The sequence below is a fragment of the Clostridium sp. TF06-15AC genome, assembly GCF_003481165.1.
Classification (GTDB): domain Bacteria; phylum Bacillota; class Clostridia; order Lachnospirales; family Lachnospiraceae; genus Otoolea; species Otoolea fessa.
On record NZ_QUKS01000002.1, the window covers coordinates 288297 to 307392 of the forward strand.

At 52.2% G+C, this 19096-nt stretch carries 17 protein-coding genes; 13 read left to right on the plus strand and 4 right to left on the minus strand.

Annotated features, from left to right (window positions below):
* Positions 1-253: 253 nt before the first annotated feature.
* From DXC57_RS05830 to DXC57_RS05840, 3 genes are read right to left on the minus strand one after another with little or no spacing between them, the layout of a single operon-like run.
* The gene (locus tag DXC57_RS05830; protein WP_118651579.1) at positions 254-1354 is read right to left on the minus strand and encodes an alginate O-acetyltransferase; all 1101 of its coding nucleotides are present in this window, start codon (positions 1352-1354) and stop codon (positions 254-256) included.
* A 27-nt stretch (positions 1355-1381) separates the two neighbouring features.
* Positions 1382-3892 (minus strand): HAMP domain-containing sensor histidine kinase, encoded by a 2511-nt coding sequence (locus DXC57_RS05835; protein ID WP_118651581.1) that lies wholly within the window; start codon positions 3890-3892, stop codon positions 1382-1384.
* 45 nt (positions 3893-3937) lie between these two features.
* Complete coding sequence (locus DXC57_RS05840; RefSeq protein WP_022360531.1) at positions 3938-4633, minus strand: response regulator transcription factor; 696 nt, start codon at positions 4631-4633, stop codon at positions 3938-3940.
* Positions 4634-5077: 444 nt separating this feature from the next.
* Between DXC57_RS05840 and DXC57_RS05845 the strand changes: the two genes are divergently transcribed.
* The 9 genes from DXC57_RS05845 to DXC57_RS05885 all read left to right on the plus strand — a co-directional run bounded on the left by DXC57_RS05845 (position 5078) and on the right by DXC57_RS05885 (position 14084).
* Entirely contained in the window at positions 5078-6040 is a 963-nt protein-coding gene (locus tag DXC57_RS05845; protein WP_107000854.1) for a beta-ketoacyl-ACP synthase III, read from the plus strand.
* A gap of 169 nt (positions 6041-6209) precedes the next feature.
* Positions 6210-6443 carry an acyl carrier protein gene (gene acpP / locus DXC57_RS05850; protein ID WP_022360533.1) on the plus strand — a complete coding sequence of 78 codons (234 nt, stop codon included), beginning with the start codon at positions 6210-6212 and terminating at the stop codon, positions 6441-6443.
* On the plus strand, positions 6443-7369 hold the full coding sequence (gene fabK / locus DXC57_RS05855; protein WP_022360534.1) for an enoyl-[acyl-carrier-protein] reductase FabK: 927 nt from the start codon (positions 6443-6445) through the stop codon (positions 7367-7369). Before acpP ends, fabK begins: the two co-directional genes overlap by 1 nt.
* A 17-nt stretch (positions 7370-7386) precedes the next feature.
* Positions 7387-8319 (plus strand): ACP S-malonyltransferase, encoded by a 933-nt coding sequence (gene fabD / locus DXC57_RS05860; RefSeq protein WP_118628405.1) that lies wholly within the window; start codon positions 7387-7389, stop codon positions 8317-8319.
* Positions 8313-9053: a 3-oxoacyl-[acyl-carrier-protein] reductase gene (fabG, locus tag DXC57_RS05865; RefSeq protein ID WP_118651583.1), complete on the plus strand. Its 741-nt coding sequence runs from the start codon at positions 8313-8315 to the stop codon at positions 9051-9053. The genes fabD and fabG overlap by 7 nt, the downstream gene beginning before the upstream one ends.
* Positions 9054-9212: 159 nt before the next feature.
* Complete coding sequence (gene fabF / locus DXC57_RS05870) at positions 9213-10457, plus strand: beta-ketoacyl-ACP synthase II (protein ID WP_107000851.1); 1245 nt, start codon at positions 9213-9215, stop codon at positions 10455-10457.
* Positions 10458-10581: 124 nt separating this feature from the next.
* The gene (fabZ, locus tag DXC57_RS05875) at positions 10582-11004 is read left to right on the plus strand and encodes a 3-hydroxyacyl-ACP dehydratase FabZ (protein ID WP_022359380.1); all 423 of its coding nucleotides are present in this window, start codon (positions 10582-10584) and stop codon (positions 11002-11004) included.
* A gap of 20 nt (positions 11005-11024) precedes the next feature.
* Complete coding sequence (accD, locus tag DXC57_RS05880) at positions 11025-12917, plus strand: acetyl-CoA carboxylase, carboxyltransferase subunit beta (protein WP_118651585.1); 1893 nt, start codon at positions 11025-11027, stop codon at positions 12915-12917.
* Positions 12918-12977: 60 nt separating this feature from the next.
* Positions 12978-14084 carry a nitronate monooxygenase family protein gene (locus DXC57_RS05885; RefSeq protein ID WP_107000849.1) on the plus strand — a complete coding sequence of 369 codons (1107 nt, stop codon included), beginning with the start codon at positions 12978-12980 and terminating at the stop codon, positions 14082-14084.
* Between the two features lie 139 nt (positions 14085-14223).
* Here the strand turns inward: DXC57_RS05885 and DXC57_RS05890 are convergent, their stop codons facing one another.
* Positions 14224-16098: an ABC-ATPase domain-containing protein gene (locus DXC57_RS05890; RefSeq protein ID WP_118651587.1), complete on the minus strand. Its 1875-nt coding sequence runs from the start codon at positions 16096-16098 to the stop codon at positions 14224-14226.
* A 280-nt stretch (positions 16099-16378) separates the two neighbouring features.
* Between DXC57_RS05890 and DXC57_RS05895 the strand changes: the two genes are divergently transcribed.
* The 4 genes from DXC57_RS05895 to DXC57_RS05910 all read left to right on the plus strand — a co-directional run bounded on the left by DXC57_RS05895 (position 16379) and on the right by DXC57_RS05910 (position 19045).
* Positions 16379-17020, plus strand: a complete 642-nt coding sequence (locus tag DXC57_RS05895; protein ID WP_118569984.1) for a nucleoside recognition domain-containing protein — start codon at positions 16379-16381, stop codon at positions 17018-17020.
* 164 nt (positions 17021-17184) lie between these two features.
* Positions 17185-17721 carry a hypothetical protein gene (locus tag DXC57_RS05900; RefSeq protein ID WP_022359373.1) on the plus strand — a complete coding sequence of 179 codons (537 nt, stop codon included), beginning with the start codon at positions 17185-17187 and terminating at the stop codon, positions 17719-17721.
* Between the two features lie 238 nt (positions 17722-17959).
* Positions 17960-18406, plus strand: a complete 447-nt coding sequence (locus DXC57_RS05905) for a MarR family transcriptional regulator (RefSeq protein WP_022358468.1) — start codon at positions 17960-17962, stop codon at positions 18404-18406.
* 105 nt (positions 18407-18511) lie between these two features.
* A complete protein-coding gene (locus tag DXC57_RS05910) occupies positions 18512-19045 on the plus strand; it encodes a GerMN domain-containing protein (protein WP_022358467.1) in 534 nt (177 codons plus the stop codon).
* The last annotated feature ends 51 nt before the right edge of the window (positions 19046-19096 follow it).

The following is a 19096-nucleotide window of genomic DNA, read 5'->3' on the forward strand; positions in this document are numbered from 1 at the left end:
CAAGTGAATATCCGGCTTTGAAGCAAGTTGCGCCGAAACTCAAAATCGCTAGTACAATTCCAATGATTTCCATATGGCATCCCTCCTCTCAGGTAGATTCCCTTGCAGGTATCTATGTAATCAGAGGGTACGCAGCCCTCTGAAAGAGGACCAAGCCGCCTACCGTGTTATGGTGGCATCCATAGATTGATTGTATCACATTTCTTTTAAATTCGAAAGTTTTTTGCACTGTTTAAATAAAAAAATGCACATATTATTTTTGCGTGGGCATCAATTTCTCCAAATCCTCCATCATCCTCCCCAAATCCCGTTCCACCACCTCATACACCAGCACATCCGGCTTATTTTCGTTCAAAAATTCCGGCTCGAATGCCTGCCAGTGGTAGAAGTCGGTATGCGCGAAGTATTTTGGCAGTCCGGTCAGCAGGGCGGTTCCGAAGGAGTCACGGTATATCGTGATGCGGCGCGGGTCGGGCGCCTGGTCTGCTGAGATGTGGGCGATGTTGCCATCGTCAGAGGCACTGTCGTAGTGGATGGTTACGTTGTTTCGATACCCGGATACATCTGCTTTGGTATCGTCGCACATGGATTCTGGCATGTGGAACAGGTTCGCCAGATCGCCCGGATCGCGTGGCTCATAGGTGACAGTGACGTCCTCGATCGGCGTGGAGGTGCCGCCAGCGGCATCGATGATCTGCCCGGAGACGAGAAATCCGGCAGCATCGTTCCAATGGGTGTCGGTTTTGAAATACCACTGATAGTCCCGGCGGTTTTTGAGCTCCGGGTATGGATTGACAACTGGGACATTTGTGTGTATTTCCAGATAATCGAGCAGTTCACTGCGGCGGGTAGGTCCGTCCGGTGCGGTGAAGCCATCCGGGAGGAATTCGCTGTATACGCCTTCTTTATTGGGAGCACACAGGAAGATAAATTCGGTGCCTTTTTCTTTCCAGGCGTCGTGGACGGTCTGGAGTTTGTCTGCCAGCATCTGGAGTTCCCCGGCGGAAAAACGGTTGGTGCCGAGGAAGTCCTCGACAGAGCTTCCGAGCGTGTAAAAGTACCAGCCATCTTTTCCGGTGATGACGTCCTGCGAGTCTCCGAACTGGAATAAGGAGAGGTTTAAGCGGGCGTTCAGGCTTAAGAAGCGGTTGCGGAACGCCGCGTGGTCGTTGATCCAGTCCTCAACACCGGATGGAAAAGTATCGATGGTTTCCAGCGACAGAGTTGGAAATGCCGCCAGACTGCGGTTTTCGCCGGTGCCCTCATCGGCTGTGGTTTTCAGGATAGGAAACAGCAGGTTGGGGGAGAGGATGCAGGCGAAGAAGACTGCGATCATGATATGAGTGCGTTTCATAGGATAAAGTCCTCAATTCATAAATTTTTATTCATTGATAGCATTTTCGGAAGATTCGCCGTTTACCTCTTTTTGAATAGTAGCTTCTTCCGGTATATTTGTTTTTTTCAGTTCATCGCCCTTTTTCGGCTTTTCAGCCGCTTCGGAAGCATCGGTTTCTTCTATTATTTCTGCGTCTTCAACTGCCTTCTCCGTCGTTTTCTCCAGCAAATCAAACGTCACCTGCGCCTTAAACAGATCCCCATCGATATACAAACTAAACTGCCCTTTCTGCAGTTCCGTCAGATCTTTGGCGATCGATAGTCCCAGTCCGCTTCCCTCGGTGGTGCGGGCGACGTCGCCGCGCACGAAGCGCTCGGTCAGCTCGTCAGCACGGATATTGAGCGGATTGGCAGATATATTTTTGATGGTGAAGACTGCCTGGCTAGCAGTACCAGTTTCTGGATTTCCGGGAACGCGGGCGAGGTCTACGTAGACGCGGCTGCCCTCCATCGCATATTTGCAGACATTGTTGTACAGGTTTTCAAGCACGCGCCACAGGCGGCGTCCATCGGCGCGGATCATCAGCGGTTCCCGCGGGGCATTGATGATGAGCTGCAGATGTCTGGCATCCAGTTTTTCTTCAAATTCGCCGTTGGTCTGAAATGCCATCTGGACGAGGTCAATGTCGGTAAATTCAAGCTTCACATTGCCGGAGCTTGCCTTGGATGCCTCGACGAGGTCTTCAATCAGTGTTTTGAGACGCTGTGATTTCTGATCGAGCACATCGAGATAGGCGTTGATCCGCGCATCTTCAATATGTTCCCGTTTCATTAGGTTTATATAATTTATAATCGAGGTCAGCGGCGTTTTGATGTCGTGTGAGACGTTGGTGATCAGGTTGGTTTTGAGACGTTCGCTCTTCATTTTTTCCTGAAGGGCGGTTTCAAGACCGGAACTGATGTTGTTGAGTCCCTCTGCCAGCGTGAGCTCCGGTCCGTCAAATTCATCGAGGTTGAGCTGGTAGCTGGTTTCTCCGGTGGATAGCTGCTGGACGGCGTCGCGGATGGATTCCTGTTCGATTGCCTGCCGGAACAGTATGTAAAAGATCCACAGGTTAAACAGCAGAAATACCAGCACAGTCAGACCTGTCAGCAGGTAAACAACGTATAAACTTGCATACACGCGGTCCCAGAAATACCAGGCAAGGCTGATAAACGCTGTGTTGATTGCAAGATAGAGAACAAATCCGATGCCGAGACGGCTGCGGAAGTTCTGGCGTGTTTTGAGGATCGCCATTTTTTTCTGGAACCGGCAGATCAGGCTGGAGGTCCACAGGGTACCGGCGCGGTAGCGGCGCAGGAGGCTGAAAAAGAGCAGCAGTCCGCCCAGATACAGGACCAGCGCCTGCAGGCTGTGATCGGAGAAGTACCAATACTGCGATGGAATGACCAGATGCAGGATGCGGACGAGAATCAGGTCGCTCACAACCAGGGCGATCGCGGTCATGGCGGCAAAAAAGACGATGCCGGTTTCGGTGCCGCTCTTGTCGAAGCCGTGCAGCGTCACGTCAAAGTTGCGGTAACTCTGGTAGCCGGACACCCGGAACAGAAACAGGAAGCTCAAAAGCAGTCCGATCGTTGCGAAGATCGTCAGTGCAAATCCGGTCAGATACAGGTGCTGCCGGTGCAGGTATGCGGTATGCGTCCGTGCGTAAAGGTCAGTGACTGGATAGTTTGTATCGATTCCGACCAGCAGATAATAGTCGCTGCCGGTGTACGGGTTATTGGATGCCAGTGCGGAAATGCTGCTGAGCGGGATCGCTTTCATGTTGGTATCGTAGAAAACGGAATTGCCCGGCAGATACGCGTAGCGCCCGTATTCCTTGACATTTTCCGGCGTCAGGGAATCGGTGTTTGTAAACTGGGTTGTTTCGTTCTGATCCGAATCCGGCTCCGTGTACTGGATTTTAAAATGCAGGTTGGACGGATTGGCGACGAAACGGTTATACACTGTGTAATAACGATGCAGTGTGTCCATGATCTCGACCGCCGCGTCCTCCAATGTGCTGCGCTTCCGGCTGGCAGAACGGTAGCTGTAGATCCGCTGCGGCTCCTGAACCGACCATTCGACGTAGCCTTCGCGGCTCTTGACGCCGTCTTCCGGTTCGGAAAGCTTCTGGCAGTTAAAGTCGTCGTCGAGCTGGTACCCCATGGATTCCAGATAGGAAATCAGGGAGGACAGGGAGAAATTTTCGGTCTCGCTTGGTCCAAAGGTCATTTTGAGCATCCGGCGCGAGAGGTCAATCGAGCTGTCGGCGCCGAAGACGTCCTGATAGTCCATATATAGGAAGATATCGTTCAGATCGCTATTAAATTGTGTGTTAAATTCCGCGGTGTCCTCATAAGGAACCGAGCCAATGCCGGTCAGTCCCAGACCGAAATTTCCGTGAATATACATGAGGCAGATACCAGTCAGCCCCAGAATCAGGAAAAACAGATGCGCGAGGCTGGCGATCCATTTCTGGATCTGCATCGGAATATGTGAGAGTTTTGTCATAAATTTTGCAACTCCTAACTTTTGTTAGATGGATGATTCACATTTTTACTGCTTCTCAATTTTATATCCAACACCCCAGACAACCTTCAGATAGCGCGGCTCCCTCGGGTTAATTTCGATCTTTTCGCGGATATGGCGGATATGAACCGCAACTGTATTGTCCGCGCCGATCGCCTCCTCATTCCAGATCGCCTCGTAGATCTGGTCGATGGAGAAGACTTTTCCGGCGTTTTTAACGAGCAGAAGCAGGATGTTGTACTCGATCGGTGTCAGCTTGATGAGTTCGCCGTCCACGGTTACTTCCTTATTTTCATCGTTGATCTGCAGGCCGCCGCATTTGAATACGTGGTTGCCCATCTGATTGTTCATATTTCCCAGCTGCGTGTAGCGGCGGAGCTGAGATTTCACGCGGGCGACCAGTTCCAGCGGGTTAAACGGCTTTGTGATATAATCATCTGCCCCGATATTTAAGCCCAGAATCTTGTCCGCATCCTCAGACTTCGCGGAAAGAATAATGATCGGGATGCTGCTGGTCTCACGCACCTTCAGCGTCGTCCGGATTCCATCTAACCCCGGCATCATAACGTCCAGAATCATCAAATTCACGGTGTGCGTTTTCAAAAGCTCCAGCGCCTCTGCGCCGTCATACGCCTTGATAACCTCAAATCCCTCACCGGTTAAGTATATGTCAATCGCTTCTACGATCTGTTTATCATCGTCACATACAAGAATACTCTGCATAGCAACTCCTCCTTTTAATAGCGTAATATATAGATAATATAGTATACAAATTTCTGTATAGATACAATAAAGATACCTATGTCTTATAATTATACAACGAAAAAGAAAACCGCGGTATCCTAATTTTTATGTATTTCAAGTGATGCGTATTTCAGGAGAAGAGCCGCCCTCAATCTGTAGGAAACATCACTCGCGCCGGCACTTAGCGAGGTTTTTTCAAGCTTAGTGTCCGCTGCAGCGAGTGCAAGAGCGAGAGCGTTTTCCGGAAGATTGGGGGCGGCTCTTCTCTGTCCGGGTTGCGTCTTCTCACCAGAATCCTGCCGTTCATTTACAAGTTATCCTTGACAAACCCCACATTCTCCGCTACACTCTAAATTAATTTGAATATCAAACCATTTGAAATTAAAACTATCTTTTATAGAAGAAGCGGAGTTAAACGAGAAAATGACAGCTAGAATCATTGGAATTGGCGCGTATGCGCCGGAGCAGGTTGTGACGAATCAGGATTTGACGAAATTTCTTGATACAAATGATGCCTGGATCCGGGAACGGACGGGTATTGGAGCCAGACATGTCTCGACGAGCGAGGGAACCTCGGCGTTGGCGACAGAGGCGGCGAAGCGCGCGATCGCGGACGCGGGCATTTCTCCGGAGGAGATTGAGATCGTGATCGTGGCGACTTCTTCCCCGGATCGGGCGTTCCCGAGTGCGGCGGCGGATGTACAGGGAGCCATCGGGGCGAAACATGCGGTGGCGTTTGACATCACGGCGGCATGTTCCGGATTTATTTACGCCTTACATATTGTGCAGGGATTTATTCAGGCGGGCATCTATAAGACGGCGCTGATCATCGGTGCGGAGACACTGAGCAAGGTGTTAGACTGGACGGACCGCAGTTCCTGCATCCTGTTTGGCGATGGCGCGGGCGCAGCGGTTGTCCGGGCGGACGAGACGGGTGTGGTGAAGACGCTGGTCGGCAGCGATGGAACGAAGAACGACGTTCTGTACTGCCAGGCGAGAAGTCTTGAAAACTGCCTGACGGGCGGCAAGCCGGAGCTTGGTTTTATGCAGATGGACGGTCAGGAAGTCTTCAAGTTTGCGGTGAAGAAGGTACCGGAGATTGTGAATGCGATTCTGGAGGAGACCGGAACGGACCGCGAGGCGGTACAGCATTATCTGCTGCATCAGGCGAATATCCGGATTCTGGAAGCGGCGTCGCGCCGTCTGAAGGTTCCGATGGACAAGATTCCGGTCAATATCGAGCGCTACGGCAATACGTCGGCGGCTTCGATTCCGATTCTCCTGGACGAAATGCACCGGGACGGACGCTTAAAACGCGGCGATACGCTGGTGATGGCAGGTTTTGGCGCGGGTCTTACCTGGGGCGCGGCATTGATGACCTGGTAGGTGTTACTGGGCACGTATGCGTGAACAGTAACCGGTAGGTGCCTGGAGAAGCAAAAAAATATATAGTAAAACTAATGTACATTATCCCATTTTTTGATAAAATATAAGAACAGTGATTGCATTTTTGCGGTCACAAAAAGAAAATTCATTTAAAAAGGAGATTGAAACGATGTTAGAGAAAATGAAAGAAATTATTGCAGAGCAGCTGAGCGTAGACGCAGATTCCATTACCGAGGCTTCCTCTTTCAAGGATGATCTGGGTGCTGATTCCCTGGATCTGTTTGAGCTGGTTATGGCTCTGGAGGACGAGTACTCCGTAGAGATCCCGGCTGAGGATCTGCAGAACCTGGCAACTGTAGGCGATGTTATGAACTACTTAAAAGAAAAAGGTGTAGAGGCATAATGAAAACAAAGATCACAGAAATGTTGGGGATTGAATACCCGATTATTCAGGGCGGCATGGCATGGGTGGCAGAACATCATCTGGCAGCAGCCGTTTCTGAAGCTGGCGGTCTGGGCTTAATTGGCGGCGCCAATGCACCAGGTGAGGTTGTCCGCGAGGAGATCCGCAAGGCGAGAGAGCTGACAAAGAAGCCGTTTGGTGTCAATGTCATGCTGATGAGCCCGTATGCGGATGACGTGGCAAAGGTAGTTGTGGAAGAAGGCATCAAGGTCGTAACGACCGGTGCCGGTATTCCAGGCAAATACATGGGCATGTGGAAGGAAGCCGGCATTAAGGTGATTCCGGTTGTTGCTTCGGTTGCACAGGCACGTCTGATGGAGAAAAGCGGCGCAGATGCAGTCGTTGCAGAAGGCATGGAGTCCGGTGGACACATCGGCGAGGCGACGACGATGACACTCGTTCCGCAGGTAGTCGATGCGGTTTCGATTCCGGTGATTGCAGCCGGAGGTATCGCAGATGGACGCGGCATTGCGGCGGCATTTATGCTGGGCGCAGAGGCAGTCCAGATGGGAACCCGCTTCGTCGTATCGAAGGAATCTATCGTAAGCCAGGCTTACAAGGACAGAGTCATCAAGGCGAAAGACATTGATTCGACCGTAACCGGTATGAGTCACGGACATCCGATCCGCTGTCTTAGAAATAAGATGACGAGAGAGTATCTGAAGCTGGAAAAAGAGGGACGCCCGTTCGAGGAACTGGAGTATTTAACACTTGGAACGCTTCGGAAGGCAGTCATGGAAGGTGACGTGGACAACGGAACCGTGATGGCTGGACAGATTGCAGGTATGGTGAAGAAAGAGCAGACCTGTAAGGAAATGATTGAAGAAATGATGGCCCAGGCGGAGGCGCTTTTGGGCAGAAAGTAGAGAGTGAGTGTAACGCTATGAGCAAAATTGCATTTATTTTTCCGGGTCAGGGCGCACAGACCACTGGCATGGGACAGGATTTTTATCAGGAAACGGAAACGGGACGCGGGATGTTTGAGAAAGCAAGCGAGATCCTTGGGTTTTCAATGACCGATCTTTGCTTTGATCCGGCGCAGACGGACCGTCTGAATATCACGGAGTATACGCAGCCGGCGATGGTAACCGCCAGCCTTGCGATGATGCGTGTATTTATGGAACGTACTGGAATCCGCCCGGATGTGGCTGCGGGCCTGAGCCTGGGAGAGTATCCTGCAATGGCGGCTGCAGGCGTTATGTCTGACGAAGATGCCATCCGTACCGTGCGGCAGAGAGGTATCCTGATGCAGGGCGAAGTCCCGGTTGGTCAGGGCGCTATGTCTGCCGTACTGGCGATGGATGCAGAGAAGATCGAAGAGGTGATCGCGCCGATCGAGGGCGTGCAGATTGCCAACTATAACTGCCCGGGACAGATTGTTATCTCTGGTAAGACAGAGGCGGTTGCCGAGGCAGGAGAGAAATTGAAGGAAGCGGGCGCAAAACGCGTTCTTCCGTTAAAGGTAAGCGGACCGTTTCATTCCAAGATGTTAGTGGGAGCTGGCGAGAAGCTTGGAAAGGTACTCGATACCGTTGAGATTCATACACCGGAGATTCCGTATATTGCGAATGTGACGGCAGATTATGTGACCGATGCAGCCGATGTAAAGCCGCTTCTGATGAAGCAGGTTTCTTCCTCCGTCCGCTGGGAGCAGACGATCCGGAAGATGTTGGCAGACGGTGTGGACACATTTATTGAGATCGGACCGGGTAAGACCCTGACTGGTTTCATGCGTAAAATCGACAAAAACGCGAAGGCGTTCAATATAGAGAAACTGGAAGATATCGACAAAGTAAAGGAGGCGCTTGGATGTTAAATGGAAAAGTAGCAGTTGTGACAGGTGCCAGCCGCGGCATTGGCCGTCAGATCGCTATTTCGATGGCGAAAGAGGGCGCTGTGGTGATCGTCAATTATAATGGCTCTGCGGCAAAAGCAGAGGATGTCGTAAAGGAAATTACCGAGGCAGGCGGACAGGCGGAAGCCGTTCAGTGCAATGTTTCGGATTACAGCGCGGCAGAGGCGTTCTTAAAGGACATTATCAGCCGCTATAAGAGAATTGATATTCTGGTAAACAATGCGGGTATCACCCGTGACAATCTTCTGATGAAGATGAGCGAGGAAGAGTTTGATGCTGTTATCGATACGAACTTAAAGGGCGCATTTAACTGCATTAAGCACGTATCCCGCCAGATGTTAAAGCAGAAGGGCGGACGCATCATCAATATTTCCTCCGTTTCCGGCGTGATGGGAAATGCGGGACAGGCCAATTACTGTGCGTCCAAGGCGGGCGTGATCGGACTGACCAAGTCCGTGGCAAGAGAGATCGGAAGCCGCGGCATCACAGTCAACGCGATTGCACCGGGATTTATTGATACGGAGATGACCGCCGTTCTTCCGGAGGATGTGAAGAAGGCGATGGGCGAGCAGATTCCGTTAAAACGCTTCGGTACGACCGAGGATGTAGCGCAGGCAGCCGTATTTCTGGCTTCTGACTGCGCAGCTTACATCACAGGACAGGTTCTGTGCGTGGACGGCGGAATGGCGATGTAGGGAAAGGGTGCTTTACAGATAGGCACTTTTGGAACCGAAAGTGGCGTACGATAACGTAGTGGCAGCAGATTTTGCCGATTTGGAATGCGAAGCATCGGCAAAATCGTGTCGCAGTTTGCACAACGTGTGAACTGTGACGATAGAAAGGCAGGTTTTTAGATGGGAAATAAGACACGTGTAGTAGTAACCGGTCTGGGAGCGATCACTCCGATTGGAAATGACGTAGCAAGCTTCTGGCAGGGATTAAAGGATAAAAAAGTCGGTATCGCGCCGATTACATATTTTGATACAACCGATTATAAGGCAAAGCTGGCAGGCGAGGTGAAGGATTTTGATCCGAAGAAATACATGGATCCGAAGGCAGCGAGACGTATGGAGCCGTTTTCCCAGTATGCGGTAGCGGCAGCCGGTGAGGCGATCGCACAGGCGGGCCTGGATATGGAAAAAGAGGATCCGTTCCGCGTGGGAACCAGCATCGGTTCCGGTATCGGAAGCTTACAGGCGATGGAACGTGAGCACAAAAAAATGCTGGAAAAAGGACCGAACCGCGTGAACCCGCTGCTCGTTCCGATGATGATCAGCAACATGGCAGTCGGCAATGTGGCAATGCATTATGGTTTAAAGGGCAAATCCATCAACGTGGTAACTGCCTGTGCGACCGGTACGAACTCTATCGGTGAGGCGTTCCGCTCGATCCAGTACGGCGAGGCAGACGTGATGGTAGCCGGTGGTACCGAGTCTGCGATCACACCGCTCGGTATGGCAGGTTTCGCGGCTCTGACGGCTCTTTCTACCAATGATGACCCGGAGACGGCATCCCGTCCGTTTGATAAGGACCGCGATGGTTTCGTCATGGGCGAGGGCGCTGGTATCGTAGTTCTGGAGTCCTTAGAGCACGCGCAGAAGCGTGGCGCAAAGATTCTGGCAGAGGTAGTCGGCTACGGCGGAAGCAACGATGCATTCCACATCACTTCCCCGGCAGAGGATGGAAGCGGCGCAGCGTATGCGATGGAGATGGCGCTCAAGGATGCAGGTATCGCACCGGAGAAGATTGATTACATCAATGCACATGGAACCAGTACACACCATAACGATCTCTTCGAGACGATGGCAGTGAAAAAAGCGCTGGGCGACCACGCTTACAAGGTAAAAATTAACTCCACTAAGTCGATGATTGGACATCTTTTAGGTGCAGCGGGCGGTGTTGAGTTTATCGCCTGCGTGAAATCCATTGAGGATGGATTTGTACACGCAACCGCAGGTTTAAAAGAGGCAGGCGAGGGCTGCGATCTGGATTACACGATGGGCGAGGGTGTTCCGATGGATATCCACTATGCCCTGACCAACTCCCTGGGATTTGGTGGTGTCAATGCCAGCCTGGTAATCAAGAAATTTGAGGACTAAATATAATTTGAGGACGTTTTTGTGTGGATGATTGAATGATTGGAAGCAGCGCACTGGAGCTGGCGGAAGAGACTTGCAGCATACAAAAATGATGTCTGGGAAAGCGAAAGAGGTAACTGAAATTATGATGGGAATTAAAGAGATCCAGGAGATCATCCCGCACCGTCATCCGTTTCTTTTGATCGACTGTATCGAGGAAGTGACACCGGGCGAGGGCGCGGTTGGATATAAAAATGTAACATACAACGAGCCGTGGTTTGCAGGTCATTTTCCGCAGGAGCCGGTCATGCCGGGCGTCCTGATCGTGGAGGCGCTGGCGCAGGTCGGCGCGGTTGCGATTTTAAGTGAAGAAGGAAATAAGGGCAGGACGGCATATTTCGGGGCAATCAACAACGCAAAATTCAAGAAAAAGGTAGTTCCGGGCGACAAGTTAAAGCTGGAGTGCCATATCATCAAGAGAAAAGGACCGGTCGGCATCGGAAGTGCGACGGCAACCGTCGATGGCAAGCTGGCTGTTTCCGCAGAGCTGACGTTTATGATTGGCTAATAAGTGAGGTTGAATAAGAGATGTTTAAAAATCTGTTTAAGAAATCGTATACTTCGATCAATACAAACGACCACGGTTCTGCCGGCGTAAGCCGTGCGGAGAGCGCGAAAGCAGATAAAAGGGCGGCAGAGGCAGCACAGGAAAAACCGGAGAAGATTCCGAGCCGTCCGACGGCGATGACGCCGGAAAGTCTGCGTTCTTTATGGCGTAAGTGTAATAAATGTGAGAAACCAATTCTGGTGCAGGATGTCAAGGACAACCTGTATGTGTGCCCGCGCTGCGGCGGATATTTCCGGATGCATGCGTACCGCCGGATTGAGATGCTGATCGATGATGGCACATTTGAAGAGTGGGATAAGGAGATGTCTGTGGTCAATCCGCTTGCATTTCCGGGCTATGAGGGCAAGGTTGAGGCAGCCAGAGAGAAAACCGAGTTAAATGAGGCGGTTGTCACTGGTAAAGGAAAGATTCACGGTTATGAGACTGTGATTGCGGTCTGCGACTCCCGTTTCCTGATGAGCAGCATGGGTCACAACATGGGAGAGAAGATTGCCCGTGCGGTAGAGCGTGCGACCGAGGAACGGCTTCCGGTTATCATCTACGCGGCCTCCGGCGGCGCGAGAATGCAGGAGGGCATGATCTCCCTGATGCAGATGGCGAAAACTTCCGCAGCCTTAAAACGTCATTCCGAGGCGGGACTTCTCTACATAAGCTTTATGACGGATCCGACCACCGGCGGCGTAACGGCAAGCTTTGCGTCCCTGGGCGATATCATCCTGGCAGAGCCGGGAGCGCTGATTGGATTTGCGGGTCCGCGTGTCATCGAGCAGACGATCGGCCAGAAGCTCCCGGAGGGCTTCCAGAGAGCCGAGTTCCAGCTGACACACGGTTTTGTGGATCAGATCGTGGAAAGAAAAGATCAGAAGCGTGTTCTGGGACAGATTTTGAAGCTTCACAGCCAGGAGCATGGCTGGGAGAAATGGAACGACGAGGCGGAGAACCACACAGAAGCGGCATCTGCATCCAGGGCAGAAAAAGCAGCTTCTGTGGAGGAAGGCAAGTTAAAGAGCCGGAAAGCACCGTTCTCCGGTATCATGCGCCAGAAGACCTTAAATAAGATCGCAGGCCGAGAGAGAGACGCCTGGGAGGCAGTACGCCAGTCCCGTAGCGCCGGACGTCTGAACGCCAGCGATTATATCCGGATCCTGTTTGACGATTTTACCGAGTTCCACGGCGACCGGTATTATGGCGATGATATGGCGGTCATCGGCGGTGTGGCATCCTTCTATGGAATGCCGGTCACAGTCATTGGACAGGAGAGAGGTAAATCCCCGAAAGACAGCATGAAGCACAACTTCGGCATGCCGTCTCCGGAAGGATACAGAAAGGCGCTCCGTCTGATGAAACAGGCGGCGAAATTTAACCGTCCGATCATCTGCTTTGTCGATACGCCAGGTGCATTTCCGGGTATGGAGGCAGAGGAGAGAGGTCAGGGCGAGGCGATTGCCCGCAACCTCTTTGAGATGTCGGATATGAAGGTGCCGATTCTGGCGATTATCACCGGTCAGGGCGGCAGCGGCGGCGCACTGGCACTGGCGGTTTCCAACGAGGTATGGATGATGGAGAATGCGACCTACTCGATCCTTTCTCCGGAGGGCTTTGCTTCGATTCTGTGGAAAGATGCCAAGAGAGCCAGCGAGGCGGCGAAGGTCATGAAGATGACGGCAGAGGATCTGTATGAGCTTGGCATGATCGAGCGCATTATCTGCGAGGATGAGCCGGCAACCGATGACAACATCGAGGAGATCGGACGCATCATCGACCGCCATATGCGCGAGTTCTTCCAGTCCTGCGCGGAAAAGACGCCGGATGAGATCGCGGAGCAGCGGTATGAACGCTTTAGAAAAATCTAAAAATAGATATTGAAAGGGGGTTGCCGCGCGGCGGTCCCCTTTGTGAATATAGGAGATCGTATGAGTACAATTTTATCACAGTTAAAACCGCTGAAAATTGGTGATCTGACGGCGAAGCTTCCGATCATCCAGGGCGGTATGGGGGTTGGCATCAGCCTGTCCTCGCTGGCAGGAGCCGTGGCGGGGGCTGGCGGCATCGGCATTATTTCCACTGCCCAGATCGGTTTCCGGGAGCCGGATTTTGCCGAACATCCGCAGGAGGCGAACCTGCGCGCGATCGGTTCAGAGTTGCAGAAGGCGCGCGCGATCGCGAAGGGCGGCATCGTGGGCTTTAATATCATGGTGGCAACGAAAAACTATGCGGAGTACGTTAAAACGGCGGTCAAGGCGGGCGCTGACCTGATCATATCGGGCGCAGGACTTCCTGTTTCCCTGCCGGAGTATGTGAAAGGGACGGCGACGAAGATTGCGCCGATCGTTTCCTCCGTTAAGGCGGCGACGGTCATCTGCCGGATGTGGGACCGCAAGTACCAGACCGCACCGGATCTGGTGGTCGTTGAGGGACCGCTGGCGGGCGGACATCTGGGATTTGACCGTGAGAAGCTGACCGAGCTGGAGGTAGACACGCCGCACGCAGCCGAGACATTCCATCAGGCGGAATATGACGAGGAAGTGCGGGGAATTATCGCGCTGGTTAAAAAATACGCGCAGAAATATGGCAAATCGATTCCGGTTGTGACGGCTGGCGGCATCTACGACCATGCGGATGTGATGCACCAGATGGAGCTTGGCGCGGACGGCGTGCAGGTGGCAACCCGTTTTGTGACAACCGAGGAATGCGATGCACCGATGGCATATAAGCAGGCATATCTGGATGCGAAGGAAGAGGACATCGTGATTGTCAAAAGTCCGGTCGGCATGCCGGGACGTGCGATCAAGAATGCGTTCTTAAAAGAACTGGAAAAAGGAAGACAGGCAGTGACACACTGTTACCAGTGTCTGGAACACTGTGATCCGGCGAAGATCCCATACTGCATCACGCAGGCACTCGTCAATGCCGCCCGCGGTGATGAAGATCATGCGTTGATTTTCTGCGGCGGAAACGCGTGGAGAGCAGAGAAAATCGAGACGGTTGAGGGCGTGATGCGGGCGCTGTGCGAAGGGTAGGATAGATCTTGGCACCATAGATTTTGGCAGAGTTCAGGGATAAGCCAAGATGAAACTTGCAAATAGTTTGATATAAGATGCAAAAATATAAAAAGAGGGTTTGCAAAATGCAGCCCTCTTTTTATATTTATCTTAAAAATCATCCCCTAAAACGATTCAAACAAGCATAAATTTCCTGCACGCGCGGCATTGCCAGTCCCATGACCGCATATGAAGCATCGCTGAACACAGAGAGCCCGTCTGCTTCATAGGCTTTTAAGAGTGTGGCAACCGTTTCCTGTACGGTGCAGCGCTCCAGAAGCCCTTTTTCCAGGCAGTAGCGCACCATCTGGGCGAGTGCGGCGGTCTGCTCGCTGTCGGCAAGCTGTTCGACGAAGCGCAGATCGACCGGCTCTTTGGCAACCTGGAAAGAGTGTTTGTCGTGGACACGGACTTTGATACGCGTGTTCCGGTCGGAATTTCGGTCAGCTTCGCGGCGTCCTCCGCGACCGCGTTCAAAGCGTCCTGCATCGGAGGCGCTGCCGCCGCGATTGCCAAACCGTCCGGAACGACCGCTGTTTTCGCCCTCTTCCTGAGATTCACCGCCTGCTTCTGCGCGGCTGTCGCCAAAATTCAGCGCCATCGCGCCCACAGCCCGTCCTGTTCCGTCAGCCGCCAGCTTCCGTCCAGCCGTCGGGAGCTTGAACCTAGGTGCCTGGATGGCGGGTTTGGAAGCCTCCTGTTCGCAGGCATTTTTTACCATCTCCGTGATATCAAACGGGCGGTATGCATCCATCTGGATAATAGTGTCTGCGATGAAGAAGTAGGCGCCGGAGCTTCCAGCTACGAGGACGGTGGAGATGCCTGCCTGCTTGTAGAGATCGCGGGCGCGTTCGATGAACGGGGTGATCGGCTCTTTATCGCGGCTGACGATGCGCTGCATCAGGTCGTCCCGCAGCATGAAGTTGGTAGCGGAGGTGTCCTCGTCGATCAGGAAAGCGCGGGTTCCTGCTTCAATGCTTTCGATCACGGCTGCCGCCTGGGAGGTACTGCCGCTGGCATCGGCGGTGGAAAAGCAGGTGGTGTCTTTTTTGTTCGGCAGATCCCGGATAAAGAGGGAAATATCAACGTGGTTGATGCTGCGTCCATCCTCGGCGCGCAGCTTGACTGCGGTTTCATCGGTGATGACATATTCACGTCCATCCCCTGGAATATGGTTGTAGACGCCGGATTCCAGCGCTTTTAGCAGTGTGGATTTGCCGTGGTAGCCGCCGCCCACGATCAGGGTGATGCCGCGGTGGATTGCCATGCCGGAGATCGGACCGTGTCCCGGAAGATTCAGAGTGATTCTTAAGGAATCCGGGGAATGGAACGCCACACTGCCCTTCATCGGACGGTCGGAGACGCCGGTTTCACGCGGCAGGATTGAGCCGTCTGCGACGAAGGAGATGAGGTCTAAGCGTTTCAGCTCATTGCGGATAAAATGCTGATCGTCTGCCAGCGTAATGCGTTTTTTGATTTCAGCGGTGTTCTGGCGGCGGTAGAAAAAGACGTTTTCGACACAGCCTGGAAGAAAATCAAAGAAAATCCGGATCAGTTCACCGGAGTTGATGGTGCGCCCGAATGCCGGGAAACCAACCTCAAAACGGGCTGTAATCTCATTTCTCCCGATCTCGCAGGCGGTCCGGGAGAGGATCTCCTGACCGGGGCGGCTGGTGGCGATCAGACCACTTTTTCCAGAACCTTTTGCCTTGAAAGAAAGACGACCGATTTCACGGGAAAAACAGCGGAGCAGGTAATCTTCAAGCGCTGTTTTTTTCCACGGCGTATCAAAGAGCTCTGCCGGAAATCCGGCTTTCGCGTGGCGGACCTGGATACTGACCTTGGAAGGGGACGCAAACGGGTCACCCTGTACATGGTCGATGGATAAAATATACGTATTAAAATCATAAGCGCCGCGCACGTCCTTGTAAGCCGGATAGCTTTTGTGATCGATGGAGGTGAGGAGACGCTTTAAATCTGCGGATTGTTTCATTCTGAATACCTCGTTTTCATAATATTAAATCATATTTCAATGTCTTCACGGTTTTTGGCAGGAGAATCCATATAAAATGGCCTTTTTCAAAGAATGTCTGTCATGTGAAGGAGATGATAGTTCTTATTTTAAAGATCCAAATTCTGAAATGCAAGCGGAATGGACGAAAAGAAACGATATAATTGTATCTATTTATGATGGTGTATATTTGGCGTCTTTTTATACTTGTCTGAGTATAAAATGTTCTGAGCGTACCATATGACAGCAGGGAGGTAGATGCATGTTAAATGCACTCTGGGCGTTTATGATGCTTACGGGGCTTGGCTGGGCGGCGGTGCATGGGACGCTGGGGGCGGTGACGGAGGGAATGCTTGCAGCGGCGGGGGATGCAGTCTCGCTGGGAATCACGATGCTGGGGGTGATGGCGTTCTGGACGGGAATTTTGGAGATCGGACGGCGGGCGGGGCTGATTGAGCAGTTGTCGGCGGGGATGCGGCCGGTGCTTCATTTCCTCTTTCCACGCATTCCAGCGGGTCATCCGGCGCTTTCTTCGATGGCCGCCAATATGATTGCCAATATGCTGGGGCTTGGCTGGGCGGCGACCCCGGCGGGGCTTACGGCGATGAAGGAGCTGGAAGAACTGGAGGAGGAACGGAGAGCGGAGGGGGATCCGGCGGCGGTCACACAGGGAACGGCGAGCGATGAAATGTGTACGTTTCTGGTCGTAAATATTTCATCGCTGCAGCTCATTCCTATCAATATGATCGCCTACCGGAGCCAGTACGGATCGGCGCATCCGCTGGCAGTGGCCGGTCCGGCGTTCCTGGCGACCTGTATCAGCACGCTGGCGGGAGTGGCGGTGTGCCGCGTGATGTGCAGGAGAAAGCAATATAAATCAATAAAAAAGGATGGCTGGAAATAGAAAACGCAATTTGGCGTCATGTAGGGGGAAAATTTCACACAAAAAACAAATTTATCCCCTATAATGCCCTTGTTAAAATAAGGGGCTCTGGAAACAGATCCGTTATCATAGAACGCGGATTCAAACCATACATATAAAACAAGTATAGACACGGGAGCCGTCGAATGCGCTGCATCAATTACCTCTCTGAATACCTGGTTCCGGTTGTTTTGTTTTATATCGTTGGGTTTGCGGTGCTTCAGAAACGCCCGGTTTTTGATGATTTTATCGAAGGGGCGCTTGCGGGGCTTAAAACGGTGGCTGGAATCCTGCCGACGCTGGTGGGACTGATGGCGGCGGTCGGCGTGCTTCGGACCTCCGGTTTTCTCGATTTCCTCTCCGGGGTGCTGGCGGGACCGGCGGCATTTCTGCATATACCGGCACAGGTGGTTCCGCTGCTTCTGGTGCGTCTGGTGTCCAGTTCGGCGGCGACGGGGCTACTCTTAGATATTTTTAAAACGTATGGACCCGATTCGCGGCTCGGCATGATGGTGTCGGTTCTTGAGAGCTGCACGGAGACGGTTTTTTATACGATGAGTGTCTACTATCTGACCGTGCGGATCTCAAAGACGCGATGGACGCTTGCGGGGGCGCTGATTGCAACGTTCGCGGGGCTTGTGGCGAGTATCTTATGTAGTGCCATGGTAACTGTTCACGGGTAGGCACTTTTGGAACCGAAAGTGCCGTAAGAAAACGTGGTGGTAGCAGGAATTTGCCGTATTTAAATGCGAAGCCACGGCAAATTCCGTTACTGGGCACGTGTGCGTGAACAGTAACAAGTGCTATGGTATAAGAGAAGATGTAAGAAATTTGCTAGTTGTCTTGCCGCACAGAATATTGTATAATCGGTAGGGTAAATTGCCGTTTTGCGCGCTGAAACCAAGGATGAGAGGGAAAACTGTGGGAAATTATGAGACGCTGAATGAGCTTCTGGTGACGCTGTTCCGCGATGTGATGGACATAGAACAGAAGGTAATCATTACGCCGGAGTTTAAAGACATCACGAATAACGATATGCATGTGATCGAAGCGATCGGGATTGGTGAACCGAAAAATATGTCATCGATTGCCAGAGAACTGTCCGTTACGGTGGGAACGCTCACGATTGCCATGAACAGCCTGGTCAAAAAAGGCTATGTGGAACGAAGCCGGGGACTCGAGGATCGGCGGGTCGTATATATTTCTCTTTCAGAGCGGGGCAGAAAAGCGTATGGGCATCACGCCCGGTTCCACCGGGAGATGATCGAGAGCCTGACAAGCGATCTGTCGGAAGATGAGATGCAGACGTTGGTAAAGGCGCTGATGAAGCTGAATCAGTGGTTTAGGAGTAAGGATGGGCAGCGGTAAAAAGAATGGATGTAGTCTGCACTGGATGGAAACAGGTGTGAAAGACAAAAACGGTTGCGAAAACCGTGAAGCAACTGCTGCGAGGAGAATACAAGGAGGTACATTATGAAGAAATTTATGGTAATGGCAGCTGGTCTTATGATGGCAGCTGTTCTGGGCGCATGTGCGCCGACGGCAAGAAATACAGGAGAAACCAGCGAACATGGAACTGCCCCGGCAGGTGCGGCGCAGCAGGAGACTGTAGACGGCGTGGCTGAGAAAGAAAGCATGGTGGTAACGGATGCAGATCCGACGGTAACCGTTTGCGTATATTCTGTAAAATCTGATAAGAGCGGCTTAAAACAGAATATGGATGGCATTGACGGCGATGAGCTGGATGCACAGGAACTGCTTGATAAGATGGCAGAGGTGGGCGTCATTGAAGAGGGAATCACCGTGGATAAATTTGAGCAGAAGGACGGCGCCCTGACGCTGGATCTCTCCTCCTTAAAGGAGTCCTCTGACAAGCTGGTTGTCATGGCCATTGCCAATACATTTATCCAGAACTACGAGGCAAAGACGCTGGAGTTGAGCGTAGCAGGCGAGAAGATCGGCGACGGTCCGATGAGCTTTGAGAAGAATTACAAGAAAGTAAACTAAAGCATGAAAATGCGAAAAGAGCGGGATCCCTGAAGTCTGCGGATGCATACA